The following is a 16,290-nucleotide window of genomic DNA, read 5'->3' on the forward strand; positions in this document are numbered from 1 at the left end:
AATTTGATGTTTAGGAGATAGAACTAAAATGTACAAAGACAATCAGTTACTGTCCCATCTTTTTTATCAACCTATACAAATAGTGAAATTAAATGAAATGTTAAGTGACAAAGAAACACAATTCATCTACCCATTTATGGTCATAGTATATGAGGGATATATAGAGTGTACACTTCAAGGTAGGCATATTAGGCTTAGTTCAAATTCTGTTATGCTTTTAGATAATACGGACGATTTTCATCTTCTAGAAACATGTGAAAGCAGAGGAATCATCATTCAATATCGTGTTTATGGCTACAAAACTGATCGTTTATTGCAAGCTTCTATCTTAATTGAGCAAGGCTCCTATCGACTGATGAAATTAGCTAAAGAAGTAGAAAAAGAAGCAAACATTGAGAGCAATAATCCGTTTCGTTTACAAAAATTATTTGGTGAAATGCTAGAAGTGCTATACAGCCTTTTACGTGATAAAAATCAAAAAAAAGAAGAACTATGGATTGATAAAGTACTTCATTATATTCATCTACATTTCCGTGAAGAATTAACAAGAGAGCAGATGGCCAAAAAAGCACAAGTAAGTCCAGAGCATTTTTCTCGGACGTTTCATAAGCACACAGGCTATACATATAGTGAATATTTAACATGGCTAAGAATACGAGAATCACAGAAAAGGCTATTGTTTACAATGCCTAAGTTAGATGAGCTTGCCGAGGAAGTTGGCTACAATGAGGGAACTTATTTAAGTCGGAAATTTAAAGAAAAAGTAGGTGTATCACCAACAGTCTATTATCAGAAATCGAAGCGTGTCCTTGCACTCAATACCAATCATACAGCATGCTTACTAGCTCTTGGTATTACGCCGGTGTTGGGTGTATACTCTCCATTTCTAGAGGGTATCAAGCCTGTCCCTAATACGCATAAACTAAAAGGCTATGAGTATGATATTGCTTCAAATTATCAGGCAATCACCGAAGCGTGTCCTGATATCATTATTAACTACAGTGGTGGTGATGAAAAACCATTATTACTGTCAGTAGCTCCTATATTCGAGCTACCATGTAGAGAATTAAGCTGGCGAGAGCAATTTGGGTTGATTGCCCATATCGTTGATAGACAAGAAGTATGTAAGAGCTGGCTCCAGCAATATGATGAACAGATAGCTCAGTGTAACGATATTCTTGACCAACAACATGGAGCAAGAGGGACTGCTATTGTTTGGGAAATAGGTAGTCATCAGGCATATTGTTTAAATAGTAGTCATGGAAGAGGGAGTCATATACTGTACGAAGATTTGGGCTTTAGTCGACCAGCTGCGATTGTCACACGAAATATTGAACAAACAGGTTACTTAACAGTAGATATTGAAGATATTGCTTATTTTCAAGCTGATTATATATTCGTCACTGCTCTTCCTACAAAAGATTTTGGAAAAGAGCATCTCTTGAGGGTATTACATTCGGAAAAATGGCAATCACTTACAGCGGTTCAAAAGAAACAGGTGTACTTTTTGAATCAGTATGAATTATTTTATGGCTATGACCCATTATCTACAGCTATGCAATTACAAAAATTAATGGAAGTATTAACATCATAAATATACAGAGCAACAAATTACTTTCATACATAGACAGTTATTTTACAATCTTCTACAATTGGTGAGAATGATTATCAATTGGTATGTATGGAGGGAAAAAATTGCTGACACAAAATAGAAAATTCATAGCGCCACTATTTCTTTTAATATTACTTCTGTTAACGGCTTGTGGAGAAAAGGAGAAAAATTCTAGTCCGACTACAGTGCAAGATACAAAAGAAGCAGAGGCAAAAACTGTTCAGACGACAAATGGTGAGGTTGTTATTCCGACTAGTCCTCAGCGTATTGTAGCAGAGGAGTATATTGCAAGTTTGCTTGTATTAGATGTGAAACCTGTGGGAGCTCCTGGGTTGGCACTTGAAAACTATTATTTAAAGGATGCATTAAAAGATGTAGAAGAAATCGGTGACTATGGGAAACCGTCGATTGAAAAGATTATCGCGCTCAAACCTGACTTGATTATTACTGGCAATGGGGAAAATTATGATGCTTTAAGTAAAATTGCTCCTACAGTTGTCATTCCCTATGGTGAATTAAAGGATGCGCACGAAGAACTTACTTATTTCGGTGAGTTGCTTGGCAAAGAGCAAGAAGCTAAGGATTGGCTGGCGCAATATGATCAAAAGATTGCCGATGCCAAAGCACAGGTAGATGCGATTATTCCAAAGGATGCAAGCTTCTCTATTATGGAGGACGCAGGCAAAACGTATTATGCATATGGTGATAATTTTGGACGTGGTGGGCAACCAGTCTATCAGGCACTTGGTCGCAAACCACCTGCTAAAGTAGCAGATGAAATGATGGAAAAGCAGTGGGCTGAAATTTCCGAAGAGGTGCTGGCAGATTATGCAGGAGACTACATTATTTTGACTTCAGATGATCGTACAGTTGAAGATTTTAAGAAAGATCCAATATGGGGTAGCTTGCCAGCAGTAAAAAATGATCATCTTTATGTTTGGCCTGAGGAGCGTTCATGGTATTATGACCCAACAGCCGTGTTGGCTCAGGTAGAGGAATTAACAAACTGGCTCACGAATAAAAAATAAGCTAAATAATTAAATGCTAGTACAACATACTAAACAAGATTAAATGAAATTCCATAAAATCACTCAGGCATTGGATTGTTTGAGTGATTTTTCTATGCTTATACAGGTTTATATTGAGAATGATTATCAATTATAATAAACTTGTAGGTAGTGAAGAATTGGAAGGAATGATGTAGGATGCTACCAAAAGAAGAGTTTCTATTTCTTTGGAATCACGCAACGATCAAAGTGCTCGATATAAGATATGAGCTATTCAAACCTGAGGAAATCGGAAAATCATATAAATTGCCTGCAAATATGTTTCTTTATGCCACAGGTGGTGGTGCGGAAGTTCAAATCGATTTAATAAACTATACACTAGAGGGCTTTCATCTTATTCACGGAGGAAAGGGCACCAAACTACAAATAATGGCTACAGACAAAGGCTTTGAATATTTTTTAATATTTTATCGAGCTTCCATTCCTTTAACCTCAAATAAAATGATAGCAAGGGCGTTACAAACAAATAATCCTTTCAACTATCAATACAGTCTTATTCCTAACTCACCTATTACAATGTTTGAAAAAATATATTTTATGTATAAGAAGTGGGAAAATGCCAATAGCCTCAGCAAATTTACTGTTAAATCGCTTTTCTATCAATTATTAAATGAAATTTTCATGCAGTTAGATCAGGACAGTGTCGACATTCAAAAACTAAATGTCTCTAGTCAAATTAAAGCCTATCTAGAGCAAAATTATGCACAGCCATTGACCTTAGAATCCATTGCGAGGGCATTGCGCTATAGTCCATCTCATTTATCCATTCAATTCAAGCAACAATTAGGTTGCAGCCCGATTGAATATTTAATTAAGCTACGTATTGAAAAAGCTTCTATTTTGCTTGAGAAGACAAATGCTAGCTTACGCGATATCGCTATGGGTGTGGGCTATAGTGATGTCTATTATTTTAGTAGACTTTTCAAAAAGAGAGTAGGCGTTTCTCCTACAAAATTCCGTCAAAAGCAAAAAGTAAGTGATCTGATAAAAGATAGTCCTTCAATGTCTGAAAGATACTCCATTGTCGATTGGAGCTTCCAAGATTATATTGAGAATGGTTATCAATATAATGAAAGGAAGTATGAACCAATGAATAAAAGAGGTTTATCAGCTTTTACAACACTCTTTCTATGTCTGACGCTTTTATTAAGTGCTTGCAGTAGTGGGGCCATCAACCAGTACACAGGGCGGGGAAAAACAAGCCTCTACCACTCAAACAGTAAGCGAATCACAAACAAAAACTGTCTCTACTATGAAAGGAGACGTAGAAATACCTGTTAACCCTGAGCGAGTAGTGGTGATGTATTATACAGGTGATGTACTAGCATTTGATGTGACACCAGTGGGTTCTTCTAAAATACAAGAGGGAGCAGCATTTGAGGAAGAATTAAAAACAGTTGAAAGTTTAGGTGAATGGTTTGAACCAAATGTCGAGGCGGTAATCCAATTAAAACCTGATGTCATCATTATCCCAAGTAAGAATGAGCTTTACGATCAAATGGAGAAAATTGCACCTACTGTCATGATCGATTTCTCAACCTCACTAGATGAACGTTTAACAAAGATTGGTGAAGTACTTGGGAAAGAGAAAGAAGCAAAAGAGCTTTTAGCTAATTTCTATACAAAAGTGGAGGATAGCCAAGAGAAGCTAGAAGAGGCAGGTATTTCAGATAGAACGGTTAGTATTATGGAAGGCGGCAAAGGAAAAATGTCTGTTGTAACAAGCTATACCTTTGGACGTGGTTCTCAAGTTATTTATGAGTATTTAGGAATAAAAGCACCAGATATTATTCAAAAGAAAATAGATGATAAAAACAACACCAATGAGGCAATCGATGTTTCTTTAGAAGTATTAACAGATTATGCAGGAGATTATGTGTTCCGCTCATCTTATGAAGGAATGGTAGATTTAACAGATCATCCAGTTTGGGCTAATATTCCTGCCATTAAAGAAGGAAGGCTTATCGAAATGGATTTTGGTTTTTGTTACTACAACGACATTTATTCATTATCAAAACAGCTAGATTTCATTGTGGATCAACTAGTTGCTACAACTAAATAAGTTAAAAAATGGATGGTTTACCCCATAAATGTTTATTGATACATAACATTTATGGAGCGGTTATATTTTTATTTACGATGAGATAAATTTGATTATTTGACTTCGAAGTGCACTTGTAATAATAGAGATTATTTTTCAAAAAGAAAGCACTAAAGAAACCAACATTGTTTCTTTAGTGCTTTAATTTAATTTCTTATGATTTGGAACGTGCCAGGAGTAGTAGTTTGGATAATATGACGATTTCCACTGATGATAAAGTCAGCTGGAACTTGCTTGCCAAAACCATTTGAGCGATTGAAGGAAGAATTGGCTGGTAAGCCTTCTATAATGATTTCCATATTAGCATCAAAAGTTACTGGTTCCTTGTTTAATGTTGCTATAAGTGTAATGCGATTGCCCCTTTTTGTAACTTGAATGTCCATCACCCCTTCATCTTCATTGACAAGTGTATAAAGTGGAGGAATGATAATGGTCATTTTGTCTTTTGTTGTTAGAATAAAACGTTCCGTGTCATTTTCTGATGCGGCTACATTAATTTTGGCTTTATAGATATTTTTATTTTTTGTCATAGCTGTAGTTTTCCCTGGGACAGCTGCTGCATCAGATAAAACAGGTGTTTTAGGGATGTTATCTTTTGTAGGAAGTGTGTGTTTTCCTTGTACAAAATCCACTAAAGTCCATACATTTGGGACGAGTTGCTGCTGAACAGGTGTTAATGCTTCAAAAGAAGTTTTGACTGCCTGCACATCCTGAGCTGTCGATGTTTTTGGTGATAAAGCTGCAATAGCGTTTTCAACTTCTTTAGCTGCTGCCTTATCCTTTACAACCAACTGTTCTGCATCAAGTAATTGTTGCTCAATACCTACAGGTAAAGAAATATTTGAAAACCTACGTAATGCATTAAGCTCTGCTCGGGCATTGGCTACATCTTTATGGAACGAGAGACGAGATGAATTAATCAATTGAATTTTATTAACCACCTTGTCAACAGATGTATTTGGCGCGATATAGGAAGTTAGAATTTTTTGCGCAGATGCACTTACAAAGGTTTTTTGCGCTGCATTCAGGGTATTATACCAATCTTTTGTTTCAATAACATTTTGATAATAATTAGAGGACGTAGAATCCACAGAATACAATTTCTCTTCAATTTGTGCTGCAAGCTTACGATAAGCAATTCTTGTCTGCTGATGTGCTGACAATGTGGAGTAGTTCGTAACATACTGTTTTTCTGTTTCCGTTAAAGCATTGTAAGCCTTCAAAGCTGCCTCTAAATTTGTTTGGAAAGTAGAAGTTGTATTGTTAATGTTGTTAATTAGTTGTACAACATTTGCCACGTTAGCATTGTAGCTAGCGAGTATGTAGGCTGGCTTTAAAATTTCGGTAGCCGATGCTGGTGCGCTGTAAAGAAGGGAGGGAACTGCCACTAAAGACAGTAATACTAATTTTTTTTTATTTTTCATATGATGAGAAACCTCCTATTTCCATAATAATGATAGATAAAATTGGCCTCGGTTCGCAGAGGTTTATCCAATATATGGTGTTGTTTTAATTTTATCATAGCCTAGGATATTTTTAAGCATTTTTAGATGAATAGGTAGATAGTTGATAGTTTTTTGCCTATCTTTCGACTCTAAGTGAAATACTCATTGTGACTTATTGAAACAAATCGTACAGCGAGTTTCATTAAGGGCTTAGAGGATGATAGCTTCAAACCAAATGCATCCTTAACACAAGCCAAGCAGTTGTGGTGATGAACCGTATGTTTGAGAGCGGGTGTGTGAGGAGGCCACAAATTCTCACGTTTATTTTATCAAGATGTGACAGAACAGCTTTCAAAATATTAAATATTAGTGGCAAGAGGTGCTTGTTAATGTTTAGAAATTGTTGAGGAGGTTATGTTAATTTTTTATTGTTGTGATTATTGTGAGAATCATAGCGTACAATTTGAAGAAGAACTAGATATGCTATTATCTAGTTCTTTTATTTTTTAATAAGGGATTGCTAAATTTATGAACGATATCTACAAGTAAGTTATGTTGGTATGGTGGCTGTTTTATTGAATTACTTAACTTGTTCAGGATTTGTTTAGAAAAGTGTAGTAAGCTATTATTTGTAATCTTGTCAATGTCTTAAATCTTAAATTAACCGAGAAAGACTTGGCTTTTTTGTAAGCCTAGTCTTTTTTGGTTACTAAAAATGAATATTATTCTAATTTCAAAAAATGAGCCTCCTTCTTGTAATGGTAAAATGCCATGCTGAATTGCATTTTCCACAAGAGTTTGTATCGACAATGGAGGAACAAACAGATCAATGGTTTGAATTCGCATATTTTCCTTCTCAATTCAGGTAGGAATAAAAATAGAAAAACTAAGCATACTGCTAATTGAGTTCCTTTAGAAAAGTTTGTGGTGCGTTCCATTGTCAGTAAATCTCCTAAAATTATTTCTCTATTAAAGCCACCTTGTATATAGTGATTGGAGCATGAATGCCATAATAATGTCGCTTTCGGTGGTATTTAGCGTAAAATAATATGTAACAGGTCTTTTTATAGGAGCATCCTTCTCATTCTCTAACGTTAAATCTCCCAATCCTCCAACTAATTTACCATTTATATAAAGCTCATAGGGGGATAAGCCCTCAGGTATTGTAACGCCATACATATGTATGTTCTTTTACAATCTTTAAACATAAGAACCATACTGAAGTTCTTCTTGATTTTGAATATACTGATCCCAAGATTCATGTTAATTTGTATAGAATTTATTTTGTGTATTTGGTTTTACACCTTCTGAAGTAAGGAGCAGTTAAGGATATAATTCCCATTTCTTTTGTAGCTTAATTTTAAAATCATGATTAGTATCATTTTCTCTTAAATCAATAGACCCTTGTGTTGCAGCAACTTCTTCTGCAGTATTGGTGAAATCCATCCAAGTAAAACGTAGAAGTGTAAGAAAGCAAAAAACAATCCAGCAACGAGAAGTATGGTAAATTTTTTGAGAATATTTTCTTTTTTATCATAAACAATAAATTTCGATAAATACGCTCTATTCTCCTTCAATAGTAACAGTATCCCTATCAATTCTTTCGGAAAATAAACGATAATAATACAAGGAATAGTTTCTAAGGAGGAGAATGTATGAGAATCGTGCTAGTAGATGATGAATATTTACCATTAACGAGACTAAAAAACTTGCTTGAAAAAAGTAATGTCTCGGGAATTGAAATAGTTGGAGAATACACAGATTCTCTAGAATTACTTAAAGATATAGAGATCCTACAACCAAATGTTGTATTTTTAGATATTGTCATGCCTGATATGGACGGCTTAGCATTGGGCGAAAAGATTCAAGAAAAAATACCTGATGTTGAAATTGTTTTTACTACAGGTTTTGATCAGTATGCTATTGATGCATTTAATCTACATGCTATTGACTATCTATTAAAACCTATACAAATTGCACGTTTAGAAAAAACTTTAGAACGGCTAGAGCAAATCAAGAACAAAGTAAAAGAAATTAAACCTAGACTAACAGTAATCAAGCTTTTTGGTGGCCTTCATGTTGTTTTACCAAATGGTCAGTCACAACCGATTAAATGGCGAACTTCCAAAGCTAAAGAACTGTTTGCTTACATGCTAGAGCATAAAAATGAAATGATTTTCCGTGATACGCTTCTAGAGTTATTTTGGCCAGAGTCTGATATTGATAAAGCATCAAAACAACTTTATACAGCCATTTATACCATACGGAAAACATTAAAAAACTATGGGGTTGAGGGCGTGAAAATTTCAAGTCCATTGCTAAGTTCTGGCTACAAACTAGTAGTTGAAAATATTGTAGTGGATGTAGAACTATGGCTATCTCGCTTAAAATCATTACCTCCAATACAGCAGACAACAGTCGATGAACATGAACAAGTATTCCGGATGTATACGGGTGATTATTTAGGAGACTGTGATTATTTATGGGCGGAAAGTGAAAGAGAACGTTTAAGGAGACTGTGGTTGCACTATGCTCAGCAACTAAGCGAATTTTACATAAGAAATGAAAGTTACAATGCTGCTATAAAGGTGCAGGAAAAAGTGCAAGAACTATATGCTGATGCAGAAGATAACTATTTTACTTTAATGAAGCTTTATGAGCTACTGAGTAATTCAGCTGCCGTTGAGGAGCAATACTGGCTGTTAAAAAAGATGCTTCAAGAGCACTTGGCAGTGGAACCAAGAGAGGAGATTGAGGTTTGGTATCGTAGGTGGAAGCAGGCAAATGCTATAATACAAGTAGATGCTTTTAACTAGATAGTTTTTTAAACAGGACTCTGTAGCTTTCAGAGTCCTGTTTTTAACTTCAAACAGCCTAATTTTTACCTGGCTTATACTGTCCCGTGTAGGTAGAAATCGCACTATTTAATTGATCTACCGCATATGACACATCCGATTGAGTCGAATTGCTATTAACTAAAAGTGATTCAGCGTGTGAAACGGCTGAGTTAAAAATATACCACTCATTGTATGTTGTCCAATTAGTAGTTGATGGTATACCTATCCCATTTTCTGAAACCATCACGTACATATCTTTTGCATGATTTACAAGTGATTGTAGATAAGTTTTATCAACATATTGTCCACTATTTCCAGGTTTATAGGCATTCTTATAAGTCCAAATAGCATTATTTAAATTATTGATAGCGTTGGCAATATCTGCTTGAGTTGCATAATAATTATTTACGACTGCTTGAGCAGATGAAACAGCAGAATCAATTGCATTTTTCTCTGATTGAGTAGTCCATTGAGAATTATATGGAATATTCGATCCATCCCAAGACACTGTAACATATTGAATAGAATTAATTAAAGACTGTAGTGATGCCTTATCACCGTAGCCATACTTTGTGCCATTCTTTTGTGCAGCCTGGTAGACTACCAGTGCATTTTTATATTGAATGATGGCGTTCTTCACTTGTTCTTGAGAGGCGCTATTATTGTTCGCTACAGCTCTTGCAGTCACTACAGCAGAATCAAATACTGCACGGTCTGTATGTGTTGTCCATTTATCCGTATTTAATATATCATAGCCGTTTACAGATACTTGTACATATGGCGGGGATGCAATTAGTGCATTAAGTTCTTTTTTATCAATGACAGGGAGCGTTACTGAGATACGGCTATCGTTCACCTGTACATTATTTACTAGATGCCCTGAATCTAAAGCTACTTTAGCTCCACCTTTTACAACGATTTGCTCAATTTTACCTTCTCCATAAAGGTTGAAATCTTTTGTTACATCAATTGTAAGTTTTTCAATATTAGCCATTGCTCCAAAGGATTCTACTTTGCCTACTACCTCTACTTTGGAAAGAAGTTGATCAGACGATACGTTGACTTTAGTACGGGCTAAATTGATGTTTGATGATTTCATATCGATTAAAGTAACGTATAGCCAACTTACCTTTTTCGTTACAATTGGTTTTAGTGTAATTGTTTCACTTACTACTACATCATCAAGTGTAACAGCTTTTTTTACTCTGTTTGTAATGATAAGCTGACCATCCACACTAACGTTTTGAACTTTTACATAGTCCGCGTTAACAGTGAGGTCTCCAGAGATTTGTGCGTTACCTCCATCAAAATAAACAGATTTTTTGCTGGTACCTGCTTTGTTTAATATTAATGCTGTAATGTCGGTAATTTGTCCGTTTTTCACTACAATAGTTGCTCGGGCATTGGATAATGCTGTTTTATTTGATGTATTGAATAGGGGCTTTAATGCAGATTGAATTCTAAATGTACCGTTAGATGTTATCACAGTATCTTTTGTTATATTTTTGATCGTTACGGATTCACCTATCACCTTTTTGGCTGCTGCCACCTGTGTCTCATATAAATTTGATTGTATTTGAGATGTTGTGGCACTTGCCGTAGACATTGGTAATACTAGTGTCGCTGTAATAGCCGTGACCATTAATGTTGATAGCGCTTTATTTTTCAATTTAAGTCACTCCAATCATTCTATTTAATAGTTAATATATCATATTTTTCTATAATTTAGAATTAGAAGAGGATGTTTTACTATGAATCTCCATTCAAATAAGTCATTAGTCCTTTATATTGAAAAATAAATGTTTGGTGAAGTATCGGTATTTTTCTCTATAATTCTGTAAATTTTCTACTTTATTCGCTAAATATTTTATTGTGATACAATCCTCCATCCATTATTATTAGTATAAAAGTGGGGGTGTTAGTTATGAAAAAATCAAGAGGAATTGCCTTAAAACTTTCTTCCCTTATAATAGGATTATTTCTTATTTTATTTTTATCCTATACTGTCATAACGGGGATTATTATAAAAAAGCAAAGTGTTGAAGACGCAGAGCATGGAACATTACAATCGGCTGAATCTTCTGCAGCTATTATGAGTGAAAGATTTAAGAAAGCCAATACGACATTACAAACAACAAAGCGTATCATAGAAAGCATGGAGAAGAATAATACGTTGTCTACCAAGGGTGTCATAGACGTAATGGAAAACAATTTAGCTAGCAATAATGACATTCTTGGAGTAGGAGCAATCTTTGAGCAAGATTCTATTATTTTAGAACCAACTGAAGCTGCTTTAGTAGATACTAAAAAACGTTTTATCCCTTATTTAAGTAAGAACGGAAATGATATCTCGACTGCTCTAATCGAAGGTATTGATGATAAGAGTATTTCAGAATGGTATTGGGTACCAAAAGAAGAGAGACGTGCAGTTTTGACAGAGCCCTATGATTATAATGTAAACGGCCAATCCGTATTAATGACAACCATTTCAGTGCCATTAATCAATGCTTCCGGGACATTTTTCGGTGTATTGACTGCCGATGTATCAATAGATTTTTTAAATGATTTAACAAAATCGAATGCCCCAGAAGGCGGTTATGCGGCAATTATTACGAATAAAGGTGTGCTAACAGCTAACAGTTTTGGTGATGAGCTAGTTGGGCGCAATATGCAAGAGGATCCTACTTGGACAAGTATTAGTAAGACAATAGAAAATGGTGAACTAACAAGTATGTACGTTGACTCTAATCAACTGAAGGAAAAGGCCTATAATGTTTTTGCTCCAATGATTTTAGAGGGTATTGACGAAACATGGACTGTTCAAGTCGTGTTAGCTGAATCAAAGATTCTAGAAACATATAATCATGTATTTGTATTTACGATTATTGCCTCCATTATTATGGTGGTTTTGATGACAGCTGCAAGTGTGTTATTCATCTATAAACAATTAAAACCACTTAAATTTTTACGTGCATCGATTGAAACTGCAGCCGAAGGGGATTTAACACAAAAGGTAGAAGAGCGATATATTAAGCCTGATGAAATTGGTGCAGTTGCTGTGGCCTATAATAATATGTTAGATAAAACCAATAGTGCGATTCAAACTGTACTAAATTCCACGAGGTTATTGAACCAATCTTCTAATCAGGTAAATGAGGCATTTAATGAGGTAGTTGCTTCTAGTCAGGAGGTTTCCGTAGCTATCAACGAGATTGCACAAGGAGCTTCGAAGCAATCAGAGGATACAGAAGAAACAAATTATCGAATGATGGATTTATCAGATCAGATTGATGCTATTACGGCTCTTTCTAATGAAATGGATGAGCTATCTCATAAAACAGGTGTAACAACGGAAAAAGGATTGCATGAGGTTGAAAGTTTAAGAGAACGTAATATGGAGACAAATGAAATGAATGGGCGTATCCAGCAGCAAATGGAATCATTAGCTTCTAATATTGCCAATATTAATCAGATTATTGCTTCGATTCAAAGCATTACCGAGCAGACTAATCTGCTAGCTTTAAATGCAAGTATTGAGGCTGCACGTGCTGGTGAACATGGTAAAGGATTTGCTGTAGTTGCAGAGGAAGTTAGAAAGCTAGCAGAACAATCTAAGAATGAAACAGAAATTATTAAGAGTACAGTAGAAAGTATTCTTGAAAATTCTCAGCAGACGGTTGCTGTGATTGCATCTAATGCAGATTTAATGCAATCTCAAAATGAGTCCGTACAAAGCACGCAACTAGCATTTAAAGATAGCAGTGACTTGTCGGGTTCAATTGCAAATTCTATTAGTGAATTAATGAATAAACTATCTAGCATGTTAGAGCATAAAAATCAGGCAATCATGGCTATCCAAAGTATTTCGGCTATTTCAGAGCAAACAGCAGCCTCTGCGGAACAAGTAAGTGCTTCTGCAATGGATCAACAAGTAGAATTACAAAAAGTAGCAGAGTCTATTCAAAATATGAACGATATTTCAAACGAGCTACAAGAAGTTGTAAACCGATTTAAGCTTGCTTAAAAAGAAAGGCTGCCTTCAATATAGAGGCAGTCTTCTTTATGGTGAAAGCCGGAGAAATTGACCTAGAAGGAATTCAACACTACTATTAACACTGGAAGGGGGACATTGATATGATGTATCTCGGAATGATTTTCTTTCAAATTGTTGTACCTATTTTAGTGTTACTTGTAATAGGCGCTATACTACAAAAGAAATTTCGCTTTAATTTAAAAGCATTGTCTCAGCTTATTACATATTGCTTTATGCCAGCAGCTGTTTTTGTAAATTTATATGAAACACATGTGGAATTAACTGTACTGGGAGAGGTCGGATTATTTATTGTACTCTTTATCGGTAGTCAAATGATACTCAGTCACTTTATGGCAAAAGTGTTAGGTTTAGCTAGAACAGAGGCAGCTGTCTTTAAAAATAGTGTTGTGCTCATTAACTCGGGTAATTACGGTATTCCAGTGGCTCAAATGATATTTGCGACGCAACCTATTGGAGTAGCCATTCAGGTCATGCTCGTAATCTTTCAAAATATGACTACGTATACATATGGTTTATACAATTTAATTTCTTCTACAAAGTCAGGTATGACAATCATCAAGGATTTCTTTAAAATGCCTATTATTCATGCGCTGATTATAGGTGTCGCTATGAATTATTTTGATATCGGTATTCCACAGTTTATCAAAATACCAGTAGAACATGTGGCAGATGGATTTATTGCTGTGGCTCTAATTACTTTAGGTGCGCAATTATCACAACTAGAGATGAAATCAATGTTTAATAAAACCGTCTTTATCAGCTGTTTGACGCGACTAATTATTGGACCATCTGTTGCATTGGCCATTATTTATATATTGGGATTAGATGGAGTCGTCGCACAATCACTGTTTATAGCTAGTGCTTTTCCAACATCCCGCAATAGTTCTAGTCTAGCATTGGAATATGATGTAGAATCAGCAACAGCCGCGCAAGCTGTTTTATTTTCAACCATTGTAAGCTGTATAACTGTAACCATTGTGATCTATTTTGCAGAAGTATTATTTACCTAGTAAGATAAAAAATAACTTCCATCTCTTAGTATTATCTGCTACACTAGCATCAAACTAAATAGTATTAACTAGGGGAGTCTGATGAGTCAGGCTGAGAGGGAAACGCTACGAAGTTTCTTGACCCTTTGGACCTGATCTGGCTCATACCAGCGTGGGAAAGTTAAGAAGCTATTGCAGAGTATGCAATCAATAGACCTTTACATTCGTGGCCGGATCCAAATAATTATTTTGGATTCGGCCTTTATTTTTTGGATTGTTGGGGTGAGCTAGAATCGGTCCTTATATCAAAATAAATTTAAGGGAGAGAAGTAGCTCATGTCAGCAATTAGTGAAAAGAATATTACCATTATGTCCAGCTTTGAAGGAAGCAAAAAAGTATATGTGGAAGGATCACGCCCAGATATTCTAGTACCTATGCGAGAAATTGCATTAAGTCCGACAACAGGCAGTTTTGGAAATGAAGAAAATGCTCCTATTCGAGTATATGATACAAGTGGGCCCTATACAGATCCAGCCTACCAAGTAGATATTACGAAAGGTTTACCTGCCTTACGAAATGCATGGATTCAAGAGCGAGGAGATGTAGAAGCATATGAGGGACGCTCCATTAAACCGGAGGATAATGGCTTTCGTCATGTTGATGACCCGCGTATTCAAGAAAATGTCTTCCCTGAGTTGGCGAGAAAGCCTTTGCGTGCTAAAAAAGGTAAAAATGTGACACAGCTTCACTATGCACGAAAGGGAATTATAACGCCTGAAATGGAGTTTGTAGCGATTCGTGAAAATATGAATCCTGAATTTGTACGTTCAGAAATTGCAGCTGGGCGTGCTATAATGCCTTCTAATATTAATCACCCTGAGGCAGAGCCAATGATTATTGGACGTAATTTTCATGTAAAGATCAATGCGAATATCGGGAATTCTGCTGTATCTTCTTCCATTGCAGAAGAAGTTGAGAAAATGACCTGGGCAACTCGATGGGGCGCAGATAATATTATGGATTTATCGACTGGTAAACATATTCATACAACTAGAGAATGGATTATTCGAAATGCGGCAGTGCCAGTGGGAACAGTGCCAATTTATCAGGCTTTAGAAAAGGTAAATGGTGTAGCAGAGGATTTAACGTGGGAGGTTTATCGTGATACTCTCATTGAACAAGCTGAGCAGGGTGTGGATTACTTCACCATTCATGCAGGTGTCCTTTTACGCTATGTACCACTAACAGCAAATCGTGTGACAGGTATTGTATCTCGAGGTGGCTCTATAATGGCACAGTGGTGTTTATATCATCATCAAGAGAATTTCCTGTATACACATTTTGAGGAAATCTGTGAAATTATGAAAGCCTATGATGTTGCTTTTTCCTTAGGTGATGGTTTACGCCCAGGCTCAATTGCAGATGCCAATGATGAGGCACAATTTGCAGAGCTTGAAACACTAGGCGAGCTAACACAGATTGCTTGGCAGCATGATGTTCAGGTAATGGTTGAGGGACCAGGTCATGTACCAATGCATCTGATTAAAGAAAACATGGACAAGCAATTAGAGGTTTGTAAGGAAGCGCCCTTCTATACATTAGGACCACTCACAACAGATATTGCTCCAGGTTATGACCACATTACATCAGCCATTGGGGCAGCCATGATTGGCTGGTTTGGTACAGCGATGCTTTGTTATGTGACACCGAAAGAGCATCTTGGTTTACCGAATCGCGAGGATGTTCGTGTGGGCGTTATCACTTATAAAATTGCTGCACATGCTGCTGATTTAGCAAAAGGTCATCCAGGTGCACAACAACGAGACGATGCACTGTCTAAAGCGCGCTTTGAGTTCCGTTGGCGTGATCAATTCAATCTGTCACTAGATCCCGAGCGTGCAGTGGAATATCATGATGAGACACTGCCAGCAGAGGGAGCAAAAACAGCACACTTTTGTTCTATGTGTGGGCCTAAATTCTGTAGCATGAGAATTTCACAGGATATTCGTAATTATGCGAAAGATAAGGATTTGAATACGACTGAAGCGATCCATCAAGGTATGAAAGAAAAGGCTGAGGAGTTTAAAAAAGCAGGCAGTCAAATTTACCAATAATGAAAGAAAAGGCTTATGTCAAAAAAATAGACATAGGCCTTTTCTTAATAAAAAAACTCCATGTGAATAG

The 16,290-nt window shown here is 36.0% G+C and carries 11 protein-coding genes and 1 riboswitch; of the genes, 8 read left to right on the forward strand and 3 right to left on the reverse strand.

Features of this window, described 5'->3' with window-relative positions; all coding sequences use genetic code 11:
- Positions 1-28 precede the first annotated feature (28 nt).
- The 4 genes from MKY76_RS01170 to MKY76_RS01185 all read left to right on the forward strand — a co-directional run bounded on the left by MKY76_RS01170 (position 29) and on the right by MKY76_RS01185 (position 4,741).
- Positions 29-1,594, forward strand: a complete 1,566-nt coding sequence (locus MKY76_RS01170; RefSeq protein ID WP_342557275.1) for an AraC family transcriptional regulator — start codon at positions 29-31, stop codon at positions 1,592-1,594.
- Between the two features lie 101 nt (positions 1,595-1,695).
- Positions 1,696-2,640 (forward strand): ABC transporter substrate-binding protein, encoded by a 945-nt coding sequence (locus MKY76_RS01175; protein ID WP_048390736.1) that lies wholly within the window; start codon positions 1,696-1,698, stop codon positions 2,638-2,640.
- A gap of 177 nt (positions 2,641-2,817) precedes the next feature.
- Positions 2,818-3,960 (forward strand): AraC family transcriptional regulator, encoded by a 1,143-nt coding sequence (locus tag MKY76_RS01180; protein ID WP_342557276.1) that lies wholly within the window; start codon positions 2,818-2,820, stop codon positions 3,958-3,960.
- A complete protein-coding gene (locus MKY76_RS01185) occupies positions 3,932-4,741 on the forward strand; it encodes an iron-siderophore ABC transporter substrate-binding protein (RefSeq protein WP_342557277.1) in 810 nt (269 codons plus the stop codon). The genes MKY76_RS01180 and MKY76_RS01185 overlap by 29 nt, the downstream gene beginning before the upstream one ends.
- A 185-nt stretch (positions 4,742-4,926) precedes the next feature.
- Here MKY76_RS01185 and MKY76_RS01190 read toward each other — a convergent pair whose 3' ends face one another.
- Positions 4,927-6,204 carry a hypothetical protein gene (locus MKY76_RS01190; protein ID WP_257962143.1) on the reverse strand — a complete coding sequence of 426 codons (1,278 nt, stop codon included), beginning with the start codon at positions 6,202-6,204 and terminating at the stop codon, positions 4,927-4,929.
- A 681-nt stretch (positions 6,205-6,885) separates the two neighbouring features.
- Positions 6,886-7,071 carry a hypothetical protein gene (locus MKY76_RS01195; RefSeq protein WP_342557278.1) on the reverse strand — a complete coding sequence of 62 codons (186 nt, stop codon included), beginning with the start codon at positions 7,069-7,071 and terminating at the stop codon, positions 6,886-6,888.
- A gap of 809 nt (positions 7,072-7,880) precedes the next feature.
- Here MKY76_RS01195 and MKY76_RS01200 point away from each other — a divergent pair.
- Positions 7,881-9,041 (forward strand): response regulator, encoded by a 1,161-nt coding sequence (locus MKY76_RS01200; RefSeq protein ID WP_342557279.1) that lies wholly within the window; start codon positions 7,881-7,883, stop codon positions 9,039-9,041.
- Positions 9,042-9,099: 58 nt separating this feature from the next.
- On the opposite strand, the gene MKY76_RS01205 is transcribed toward MKY76_RS01200, so the two are convergent.
- Positions 9,100-10,731, reverse strand: a complete 1,632-nt coding sequence (locus tag MKY76_RS01205; RefSeq protein WP_342557280.1) for an S-layer protein — start codon at positions 10,729-10,731, stop codon at positions 9,100-9,102.
- 255 nt (positions 10,732-10,986) lie between these two features.
- Between MKY76_RS01205 and MKY76_RS01210 the strand changes: the two genes are divergently transcribed.
- The 3 genes from MKY76_RS01210 (at position 10,987) to thiC (ending at position 16,220) form a co-directional block, all read left to right on the forward strand.
- A complete protein-coding gene (locus MKY76_RS01210; RefSeq protein ID WP_342557281.1) occupies positions 10,987-13,086 on the forward strand; it encodes a methyl-accepting chemotaxis protein in 2,100 nt (699 codons plus the stop codon).
- A 110-nt stretch (positions 13,087-13,196) separates the two neighbouring features.
- Positions 13,197-14,126 carry an AEC family transporter gene (locus MKY76_RS01215; RefSeq protein ID WP_112117077.1) on the forward strand — a complete coding sequence of 310 codons (930 nt, stop codon included), beginning with the start codon at positions 13,197-13,199 and terminating at the stop codon, positions 14,124-14,126.
- A 60-nt stretch (positions 14,127-14,186) separates the two neighbouring features.
- Positions 14,187-14,301, forward strand: a riboswitch (TPP riboswitch).
- Positions 14,302-14,441: 140 nt separating this feature from the next.
- Positions 14,442-16,220, forward strand: coding sequence for a phosphomethylpyrimidine synthase ThiC (thiC, locus tag MKY76_RS01220; protein WP_004233811.1), 1,779 nt, complete (start codon positions 14,442-14,444; stop codon positions 16,218-16,220).
- Positions 16,221-16,290: the final 70 nt, after the last annotated feature.

Source organism: Lysinibacillus sp. FSL P4-0201, from assembly GCF_038593425.1.
GTDB classification, from domain to species: Bacteria; Bacillota; Bacilli; order Bacillales_A; family Planococcaceae; genus Lysinibacillus; species Lysinibacillus capsici.

What these genes read in the sequence shown, in the direction of transcription:
- MKY76_RS01215 (WP_112117077.1), top strand. Translation starts at nt 13,197, where the DNA reads ATGATGTATCTCGGAATGATTTTCTTTCAAATTGTTGTACCTATTTTA.
- MKY76_RS01180 (WP_342557276.1), top strand. Translation starts at nt 2,818, where the DNA reads ATGCTACCAAAAGAAGAGTTTCTATTTCTTTGGAATCACGCAACGATC.
- MKY76_RS01190 (WP_257962143.1), bottom strand. Translation starts at nt 6,204, where the DNA reads ATGAAAAATAAAAAAAAATTAGTATTACTGTCTTTAGTGGCAGTTCCC.
- MKY76_RS01170 (WP_342557275.1), top strand. Translation starts at nt 29, where the DNA reads ATGTACAAAGACAATCAGTTACTGTCCCATCTTTTTTATCAACCTATA.
- MKY76_RS01185 (WP_342557277.1), top strand. Translation starts at nt 3,932, where the DNA reads ATGAAAGGAGACGTAGAAATACCTGTTAACCCTGAGCGAGTAGTGGTG.
- thiC (WP_004233811.1), top strand. Translation starts at nt 14,442, where the DNA reads ATGTCAGCAATTAGTGAAAAGAATATTACCATTATGTCCAGCTTTGAA.
- MKY76_RS01200 (WP_342557279.1), top strand. Translation starts at nt 7,881, where the DNA reads ATGAGAATCGTGCTAGTAGATGATGAATATTTACCATTAACGAGACTA.
- MKY76_RS01195 (WP_342557278.1), bottom strand. Translation starts at nt 7,071, where the DNA reads ATGCGAATTCAAACCATTGATCTGTTTGTTCCTCCATTGTCGATACAA.
- MKY76_RS01210 (WP_342557281.1), top strand. Translation starts at nt 10,987, where the DNA reads ATGAAAAAATCAAGAGGAATTGCCTTAAAACTTTCTTCCCTTATAATA.